This is a genomic window from Leptolyngbya sp. FACHB-711, assembly GCF_014695615.1.
GTDB lineage: Bacteria > Cyanobacteriota > Cyanobacteriia > Elainellales > Elainellaceae > Leptolyngbya_A.
Genome location: NZ_JACJOR010000376.1, coordinates 1 through 9,134, shown reverse-complemented (window position 1 = coordinate 9,134; position 9,134 = coordinate 1). Strand labels below are relative to the sequence as shown.

Below are 9,134 nucleotides of genomic sequence, written 5' to 3'. Positions count from 1 at the left end.
TGGAGCATATTGTAAACGCCTGCACTACCGCAGCAAAGGGCTGCATCGATCGGCTCTTTCAAAGTTACACCCGGAATTTGCCGCAGGAGTTGGCGAGGCTGGAGGCTGATCTTTTGTCCGTGGAGCAGGTGACAGGCATCCTGATAGACGATTGCTAGAGGTTCGCTTTGCAAGGGGGAGAGTTTGGCAGTTAAGCCGATCGCCCACAAAAATTCCTGTACATCTTTGACTTTGGCAGAAAATGCTTTCGCCTTCTCACGATACGCTGGGTCGTCCTGCAACAGGTGTCCGTAGTCCTTCAGCGTGTGACCACATCCCGCAGCGTTAATGATGATTGCATCGACTCCCGTATCCTCGAAGCTGTCGATCATCTGGCGGGCAAGTGCCTGGGCATCGGCTTCCTGTCCCTGGTGGTGGGGGAGTGCGGCACAGCAACCCTGAGATTTGGGAATCACCACTTCGCAGCCGTTCGCAGTCAGGACTCTGGCAGTGGCTTCGTTCACGTCGCTAAAAAACAATCGCTGCACACAGCCGAGAATCATGCCCACCCGATACCGCTTTTCGCCCTTCGCCGGAACGATCGTCGGCAAATTGTCCTGGAAAGATTTCACTGTCACTTCGGGCAACAGCGTTTCCATTGCCGCCAGCCGGGGAGAGAATTTTTTCAGCAACCCCGTTGCCCGCACCAACTGAGGCATTCCCAGTTTCTGATAGAGCATCAGGGGAGCCAGCAGCATTCTCAGGCGATCGGGATGGGGGAAAAAGGTGAACAGAAGTTGACGGAAAAGACGATCACCCAAACTGCGGGAATAGTTGCGCTCAATCTGGGGACGGGTCGCGGCAATCAGCTTGTCGTACTGTACGCCCGATGGACAGGTGGTGACGCAGGCAAGGCAGCCCAGACAGGAATCGAAGTGCTGCACCGTTGCCTCGTTCAGGGGAGCCCGACCCTCGTTGATTGCATCCATCAGATAAATGCGTCCGCGCGGCGAGTCCATCTCTTTGCCGATCACGCGATAGCTGGGGCAGGTGGAGAGGCAAAAGCCACAGTGAACGCAGGCATCGATTAGCTTGGGATCGGGCGGATGCTGCGCGTCAAAGTTTTTTTCTGAGGGAGCCAGAGCAGACTCAGGACTATAGGACGTATCAGGAATTCTGTATTCTGTGGTCATGGGTTAAATTCCACCGACGAACCGACCGGAACTGAAAAGGAATTGCGGGTCAAACTGTTGCTTAATGCGACGCATCAGATCCAACGAAGAACCAGAACTGCCCCACACATCGATCGCTTGTTTAAGAGCCAGAGGAGCCGCCTGCACTGAGAGAAAGCCACCCTGTGCCTGGCAGATCGATCGCAGCTTCAGCAGCGCATCGAGGGTGATCGATTCAAACCGCAAAACGCCTAAACCACTTCCGGCGTGAATCTGAGCAACTGTCATATCAGCACCGATCTGGCTGAACTGCGCCAACGTCTGGACTGCTTGAGCGGGTAACACTCCTATTTTGCAGGTTACGGTAGACGGTTGGGGGTCAGTTTCGATTCTTTCTCGTAATTGTTGCCACAGAGCCATTTCATCATCGCCGGATTGCACCGTTACCGCTAAACCCAGATTCTGTTCCAGGGCAAAAAGCTGCTCCGTTTGTTTCTTGATACTGACTTCGATCGTCTGAAAGCGACTCATCAGTCCCACGCCTTCCCCCAGTCCCAAGGCTCCTACTGTGCGGTCATCAATGAGATCGATCGCGCTCGGAGTCAAGCTAGACGCAAGCAGAGTGGAGGCTGCCTGAGCAATCGCCGCTGAATTCCCTGTGAGAACCACTGTTTGAGAAGCGGCAGGTAAGGGATAAATGCGGAAGGTAATCTGGCTAATCATACCGAGCGTTCCGTAAGAACCCGTGAGCAGCTTCATCAGGTCGTAGCCCGCAACGTTTTTCACGACCCGTCCGCCTGCTTTTGCCACCTGGCCATCCGATCGTATAAAAGAAATGCCGATCACCATATCCCGGACGCTGTTGTATCGCTGGCGCAGTGAGCCTGTATCTCCGGTTGCCACAATACCGCCGACCGTTGCTTGGCCTGGATAGGCAGGATCGATCGCGAGAAGCTGTCCTTCTTTCCCCAGGATTGCCCGAAGGTCTGCCAGCCGCATTCCTGCTTCTACGGTAACGGTGAGATCGCCAATGGCATGTTCGATCAGGCGATTCATCCGAGCGGTGCTGATCACTAAATTAATTCCGCCCGCCAGTCCGCCCCAGTGCAGCTTGCTGCCACTTCCGCAGGGGAACACTCGCCAGCGATTTTGTGCCGCGCAGGCTATGAGTTCGGCAAGCTGTTCCTGCGTTTCAGGATAGGCAATACAGTCAATTTGAGTGCTGGGAGTGACTGCCTGGGAAATTTGCGATCGAAGCATCAGATCAGCCGCATCCCACGAAACGACTCCCCCTGCACCGAGAATGCGTTCAACCGATTGGGCAAGACTTGGGGCGATCGAACTCATGGCAACTCATCAGCGTCCAGACGACTCTTCCCCACTCTATCAGGAGGCGAGGCGAATCCCGTGAAAATTCTCAGGCGGGCAACCCTTGTGCCTGGATAGACTGCGGACAATTATTTTTAGATGCAGTGCAGCTTATGCAATACATTACAGCCAGCAGTATCACAGCCAGCAGTCTCGAGTTAAAACCATCACCCCAGTCGTCAATTAGCTCGTCCATTCAGCCGCTGAATCAGGCGATCGGACAAGCCTTGATCATTGCCTACCGCGAAAATACCGATCGACTGGAAGCAGTTCTCACCTTCCTGGGATTTGACTGTGAAGTGCTGCGACAAAACGATAGCCCTGAATATCAGGATTGTGCTGCGACCTATCGCTGTATGCTGAACCATCAGCACGCCTGGAAGCAAGCCGCCCAGTCCGATCGCCCGACGCTGATTGTTGAAGCAGATTTTGTGCCTGTGGTAGGCATGGGGAACTTGCCGCTTCCATTTAATTTAGAGCAGCCAAACGTCGGCATCTGCTGGCTTTATACCTGTGCGCCTCAGGTATATTCCCTCTCGACAGACGGCTATGCCGAAGGATTTTCGACGGGACTGGTCGCTTATATTCTCACCCCAGAAGGGGCAGCAACGCTTTGCGGACTGGCCGATCAGGTCACCGAGAAGCAGGGCACAGGCTACTGTACCTTCGACTCTAATATCGAGAAATATCTGCGAATTCGCGGCTTTAAAAACTACATCGCCTATCGTAACTATGGCGAACATGGAGGACGATCGAATCCTGAACATCAGCAGAACGGGATGAGCGGCATTCATCGAGCCGATGTGTTAGCCGGAAAACTGGCATTTCTGCCCGATTACGCAGGCACAAGCTCAAATCGCTACTGGCATTTTTATCAGGCACGCCTTTATGCTCGGCTCAAGGGCATCGGACGGCTGCTCACCGGGCGATTTCTGCGCTGGAAACTCCTGAGATACAGCAAAACACCCGATCGACTGCTAAAGTTTGCGATCGGGCGACAGATTGTTTTCTAGAAAACTCCAGGAAACGGAGCAGTGCACTACTGCTACATCTCGCCTCCTAGTGCCACCCGGTCTGGAAGAAACTGAGCTGGATTCAGCATTCAAACTTCTCCAGTTTTGGGAGTCTAGGAGGCTACTCAAGCTGGAACCCTCACAGAAATTGACTTGTTTCTCTACAGTCGCTTCCTAAGCCGGAACTAAAGCGGGCGGTAGCGTGAGAATGTCTACGCCGTCTTCAGTCACTGCCACCGTGTGTTCAAACTGGGCAGATAACTTGCGATCGATCGTCACAGCAGTCCATTTGTCCCCTAGCACTTCAATTTCCCAGGTTCCTTCGTTGATCATGGGTTCGATCGTAAAGACCATGCCGGGACGGAGCTTTTTGCCTTTGCCGCGTGTGCCGTAATGGGGAATCTGCGGAGCGGTGTGAAAGGTGCGCCCGACTCCATGCCCAACAAAATCTCGCACCACCGAGAAGCCCTGAGACTCGGCATATTCCTGAATCGCTGCGCCAATGTCACCAATTTTCGCGTTGGGTTTGACTTCGCGGATTCCGCGCCATAAGCATTCTTCCGTCACTTCGACCAGCTTACGAGCGATCGGGGAAGGAGTGCCCACAAAAAAGGTTTTCGACGTATCGCCGTGATAACCGTCCACCAGGGGCGTGACATCGATATTAATAATGTCACCATCCCGTAAAATCTGCTTGATGTTGGGGATGCCGTGACAGACTACTTCATTCACACTCGTACAGATCGATCGCGGAAAGGGATTGCTACTGCCGTTCGGATAGCCCAAAGGCGCGCTTTTTGCCCCTCGCTTTTGCGTCCATTCTTCTGCCGCGTCGTTGAGTTCCTGAGTCGTGACTCCGGGCTTTACCATTGGCTCCAGATATGCCAGCAGCTCAGCTGCCGTTTGCCCCGCCTGTCGCATCTTTTCGATCTCCCGACTGGACATAAGGACGATCGGTTCGTTATCCATGAATTCCTGCCGCTGCTTTAAGGTCTCTTTTCTCTACTCTAGCGGTTTCAGAAATTAGACACAAACGGAAAAGGCAATGCAAAGTAGGATTATTCTTTCTCGCCAACTCATTTCACGCAGCAGTGCAGCTTTACTAATTTGATTTGTGAACCCTAGTGCCAGACAAACACTTGCGCCTCGTATTCGCCGAGGTCGATCGTCAACAAACCATTCTTGGCTTCAATGTCGTAGTTTTTCGTCCATTCGTGCCACATTCCATCTTCAGGAAAATGGGAAATTTGGTAACCTGCGAGAAACTGATCGGAGAGGTTGACGACGACGACAATCCGTGAGCCTTCTTCGTTCCAGCGCACATAGGCAAAAACCTTGGCATCAGGATTTCCGTGAAAGAAATCAATGTTGGTTGTATGCAGGGCGCGGTTGTTTTTCCGCAGCGCGATCAATCCCTGATAGTACTTAAACAAACCCAGATTCTCTTCGTTTTTCAACAGCGTCCAGTCCAGTTTGGCGGGGTCGGTTGTTTTCAGTTTGTATTCACCAAACTCTTCGCCCATCCAGAGCATTGGCACACCTACAGAAGTCATCACCAGCACTGCACCCAGCTTGCGGCGACGAAAGGCTGCTTCGCCTAAAATTCCTCGATCGCCAAAATCTGCCATCACGTGATTGTGATCGTGGTTTGACAGATAGTGAATTACGTTCGTCACGCCCAGAAAACCCTGACGTTTGGGATCGATCGCATCCTTCAGCCGTTCCAGGTCGAACATATCGCCGAGAATATGGGGCAGGACGGTGTGGTAAAAGCTGTCGTGCCAGCAGCCATCCATCGGACCATCTACATTGGTAATCGCAGGATTTTCAGGAATGTATTCGGCAATGTTGTAAAACGGTTTCGCGCCTGCGGTTTGCTTGGCTTCCTGCACAATCCAGTGCAAGAAGTCAAAGTTAGCAATTTGACGGGCAGCATCATATCGAATGCCATCCAGGTGATACTCGGATACCCAATAGCGCACAGTATCACCGACAAAGCGACGCGCCGGATAGGTTTGCAGGTTTTCGTCGTAATGCTCGTAGTTGAACTCTGGTCCCCAATTGAACTCTGCGTCTTTGGGATCGTGGTGATACCAGTAGTCGTGATCGATTTGGGTTAGGGGAGATGATGACTCGGAGTGGTTATAAATTCCGTCCATGATGACGCGAATTCCGCGAGCGTGGCATTCGTCAATCATCTGCTTCAGTTCTGCGGTTGTGCCGTAGCTTGTCTCAGGGGCGAAGAAGTGGCGCGGATTGTAGCCCCAGCTATAGCTCCCCGGATATTCCTTTACAGGCATTAGCTCGATCGCATTAATTCCCAATTCACACAAATAGTCGAGCTTTTCGATGACGTGCTTGTATTTACCACGCGGATAGGGATCATCTTCGCCGCCTGAAAAATCGGCAATGTGCATCTCATAAATCACCAGTTCGTGATCGGCGGGCAGCGGGCGATCGTCATATTGCCACACATATGTATCAACAATTCGCTCACCGTCTTTGACATGAGCAATGCTGTTTTCCTCTGCACTCATGCCGTTAATATCAGTTGCGTAAGGGTCAGTGACAGTAACCCACTGATCCGGCTCAAAAAACCAGGACCTTGACTGCACTTTAAACTTGTATTCATACGACCCGTCCTTCAGATCAACAGTGACGCGAAAATAGCCGTCATCCCCCTTCTGCATCGGGATTTCTTGCCAATCTGAAAAAGACCCAATCAGCGCAGCCCCATTGTTATACGGAGCAAAAAGTTTGAATTCAATAGGGCTTGCCATATAGTTCCTGAGCAAAAGTGCATTGTTTTTAATAAGAGCATTTTCCGGGAAGAAATTTATTTCTGTAAATCCAGCGAAAGAGATAAGACTTCGAGCAGAGAGTTTTCCGGCTAGGGTGGCTTGAGCGAGATCTGTCCTACTGTAGAGGGCGAACGATTTTTCTTCACGCAAAATGGAAAGCAAGATAAAGCCGATCGAGTCAGCAGGGGCTTTTATCTGCGTTCTGTTTTTATCTTCTGCACTGCAACAAAGCGCGTTTCGTTTGGTGCAGCAACTTATGTTTAGCGCAGCAAATCATTAGTTCATTTGAAGCGAACGTTAAATCGAATTGTTGAAGCAAATTTGAGGAAGATTTTATGTTGGGAGCTTTTTTTACAACTTTAGCGACCGCACTAAGCCTGTTAGTTGTTGATCTGGTTGTGCCTGGTGTTGATCTTGACAACTTTGTTGCCGCAATGGTGGCAGCTGTGGCGATCGGGTTTGTGAATGCGGTGATTCGTCCGATTATTGCTACCCTCTCTTTGCCGATTAACTTCCTGACGCTCGGTGCGTTTTCTCTGGTGGTTAACGGACTGTGCCTCTGGTTGGCAGCCGCCTTTGTCCCTGGTTTCTCGGTTCACGGTTTGCTGGGGCTCATTCTGGCTCCGGTAATTCTCTCCTTTGTGAACACATTCCTGAGCAAGTATTTTGCAGAGCGCAATCCGAATCTGGATCTCAAGAGTCAGGCTTAATGCTGACGGATTCGGAACGCAGCAAGACAGATTGGTGAATGCGATAGCATGGCACTCAGTTTCCTGAGTGCCTTTTTTGTTTCTCATTTTGTCTCTCAAAATTTCTCTTGCCTGCAATCTATCCCAGGAGGTTTGACGATCGCCCTTGAACTCCATATGTTTGGAGACGGTAGTCGCAGGCTATTTAAGGATTACTGCTTGGGAGTTACTTGAGGATTGCTGTCTGAGCATCACTGTTTAAAGATCACCACTGTTTGAGGATCACATTGTGGATAGCATTTTGCAGCGTGCTGGTGAATTAAAGCAGGCTCTTTCAGATTATGTACTTGATGCTGAAGGAGACCTTGCAACTGCGCTAGAGGCATTCAGTGCAGAACAAATGAAGCGATCGAAACAGCAAGATATGCACCAGCGCAGTCTAGTGATCGATCGATTTATTGCAGAAGGCTATGCCGGCGATAAAACGCCGATTGATTTATTCATCCAGGACGAAGCTGAGCTTTCGGAAGACGATCGGCAACTCGTTCAACATTGGCGACGCGGCTTTGTGGGGGTGTTTGCAATTCAGCACGTCCATGACGATGGCTTTTTATTAATGAACTGGCTCACTGCTAAAGTTTATCGAGTTTATTTCACGCCGATTGATCATCCTGCCAAAATGCAGCGACTTAAAGAAGGCGAAATTATCCTTACTCAAATTGCGCCTGTTACTCGTGAGGGCTGGATGTTTTTTAGTCCTCCGGTACAGATGGGAAAACTAGGCAAGCCCAAACTTGCAGTCGCGATCGGCAACTTCAAAGACAATTATAAAAACCATTTATATAGCGATGCTCCAGATCTATTAGCCGAAGCCTGGAAATCGGTTGAGAAATATCATCAAGAATTCACCGACTTTTTTGGTGCGGCTGAAATTACAATGCCGGGCTATCAGCTTAATAAAAAGTTAGCTGAGTTTCAGGAAGTCATAACGCAAAGGCGACTTACCGACGCTGGAATTGATGATTCTAAGAGCCTGGAAGAATTAACGGCTGAAGCGGGCGTGACTCAGGAAGAAATTGCAGAAGCCGCAACCTCAATGGGGGCAGATGCAAAGGAAGTTGCCCAATTTTTTGACGGCAAGGGCAAAGCCAAAATGGTTACTCCAAAAGTCGATTTGCCCGATCGCCTGAAAAAAGCAGAACAAGTGACGGTTTTAACGCATCCGCGCTGGGGACAGGTTTTTCTACCGACCTACCATCAGTTTTGCAGCCTGCTAGAGGCAGAAGATTGGACAGCAATTCCTAACGGTCAGGATTTAGTGAATCGCTATTTGCGCGATCCTGAAGTTCCAGCTTTTGTCTGGTATCATCTTGCGCAGCTCTATCCAAAGCAATTAGAGATTGTGCTGCGATCGGCACTCGACCGTCCTCAACTTAACCTTGAAACAGATTTGGTTAACTTGTTACAGGAATTTGATAAATCGATCGAAACAGAGCTGCCAGAAATTGCCAGTGTTCCTATTCATCTGCACAACCTTTTTCAAGAAGCAATTCAGGAGCTAAGCAAAGAAAAAAGTAAAGAAAAGCCTAAGGGAAAACGCAAAATTGGAGCTGGATTTTAGCGACAGTTTTATACCCTACGGCAGAAAAGAAATCTGGAGCAACTTGATAATCTAAGAATAGAAAGCTTGTGATGACATAGAGGTTGAATCATGAATATTCTTGCTTGGATTTTGTTAGGTCTATTAGCTGGTGCAATTGCAAAGGCAATTTATCCCGGCAATCAGGGCGGCGGTATTTTCGGCACGATTATCCTGGGGATTATTGGTGCTTTTGTTGGTGGTAGCCTTTACGCCCTGCTCACGACTGGATCGCTTTCCCTTACCGCAGCAGGTCTGAGCATTCCTGGTCTGATTGTTGCAATTATTGGAGCGATCGTTGCCCTGTTCATCTGGGGTTTGCTGACCCGTCGTGCGGTATAAGCAGTCATCAAGCAACAAATTCACTGTTGTTTGTCTGGTCGATGTAAAGCAGCTTCCTAGGGAAGCGATCGGCTTTTAGTTCATTCGCAAATTGCACGAGTATCTCAAGTTTGTCGAGTTGTCTAATTGTT

General features: G+C 50.1%; 7 protein-coding genes and 1 pseudogene. 4 read left to right on the top strand and 4 right to left on the bottom strand.

All coding sequences use genetic code 11. The features are described from left to right. Together H6F80_RS15780 and H6F80_RS15775 are read right to left on the bottom strand one after the other, a co-directional pair. Positions 1 to 1,172 (bottom strand): (Fe-S)-binding protein (locus H6F80_RS15780; RefSeq protein WP_190792480.1); only part of this gene is annotated, 1,172 nt, incomplete at its 3' end. A gap of 3 nt (positions 1,173 to 1,175) precedes the next feature. Then, positions 1,176 to 2,498 (bottom strand): FAD-binding oxidoreductase, encoded by a 1,323-nt coding sequence (locus tag H6F80_RS15775; protein WP_190792479.1) that lies wholly within the window; start codon positions 2,496 to 2,498, stop codon positions 1,176 to 1,178. Between the two features lie 134 nt (positions 2,499 to 2,632). On the opposite strand from H6F80_RS15775, the gene H6F80_RS15770 reads away from it, so the two are divergent. Then, positions 2,633 to 3,532 carry an LPS biosynthesis glycosyltransferase gene (locus H6F80_RS15770; RefSeq protein ID WP_242067394.1) on the top strand — a complete coding sequence of 300 codons (900 nt, stop codon included), beginning with the start codon at positions 2,633 to 2,635 and terminating at the stop codon, positions 3,530 to 3,532. 174 nt (positions 3,533 to 3,706) lie between these two features. On the opposite strand, the pseudogene map reads toward H6F80_RS15770, so the two are convergent. Further along, a pseudogene (gene map / locus H6F80_RS15765) lies at positions 3,707 to 4,510 on the bottom strand (type I methionyl aminopeptidase); the annotation flags it as partial. 143 nt (positions 4,511 to 4,653) lie between these two features. After that, on the bottom strand, positions 4,654 to 6,312 hold the full coding sequence (locus H6F80_RS15760) for an alpha-amylase family glycosyl hydrolase (protein ID WP_190792477.1): 1,659 nt from the start codon (positions 6,310 to 6,312) through the stop codon (positions 4,654 to 4,656). A gap of 356 nt (positions 6,313 to 6,668) precedes the next feature. On the opposite strand from H6F80_RS15760, the gene H6F80_RS15755 reads away from it, so the two are divergent. From H6F80_RS15755 to H6F80_RS15745, 3 genes are all read left to right on the top strand, one after another. Beyond that, positions 6,669 to 7,043, top strand: coding sequence for a phage holin family protein (locus H6F80_RS15755; RefSeq protein WP_190792476.1), 375 nt, complete (start codon positions 6,669 to 6,671; stop codon positions 7,041 to 7,043). 268 nt (positions 7,044 to 7,311) lie between these two features. After that, a complete protein-coding gene (locus H6F80_RS15750; RefSeq protein WP_190792475.1) occupies positions 7,312 to 8,643 on the top strand; it encodes a hypothetical protein in 1,332 nt (443 codons plus the stop codon). A 90-nt stretch (positions 8,644 to 8,733) separates the two neighbouring features. Then, the gene (locus tag H6F80_RS15745) at positions 8,734 to 9,003 is read left to right on the top strand and encodes a GlsB/YeaQ/YmgE family stress response membrane protein (RefSeq protein ID WP_190792474.1); all 270 of its coding nucleotides are present in this window, start codon (positions 8,734 to 8,736) and stop codon (positions 9,001 to 9,003) included. The last annotated feature ends 131 nt before the right edge of the window (positions 9,004 to 9,134 follow it).

Coding starts and splice junctions, on each gene's coding strand:
- H6F80_RS15775 (WP_190792479.1), bottom strand. CDS start 2,498: ATGAGTTCGATCGCCCCAAGTCTTGCCCAATCGGTTGAACGCATTCTC.
- H6F80_RS15770 (WP_242067394.1), top strand. CDS start 2,633: ATGCAATACATTACAGCCAGCAGTATCACAGCCAGCAGTCTCGAGTTA.
- H6F80_RS15760 (WP_190792477.1), bottom strand. CDS start 6,312: ATGGCAAGCCCTATTGAATTCAAACTTTTTGCTCCGTATAACAATGGG.
- H6F80_RS15755 (WP_190792476.1), top strand. CDS start 6,669: ATGTTGGGAGCTTTTTTTACAACTTTAGCGACCGCACTAAGCCTGTTA.
- H6F80_RS15745 (WP_190792474.1), top strand. CDS start 8,734: ATGAATATTCTTGCTTGGATTTTGTTAGGTCTATTAGCTGGTGCAATT.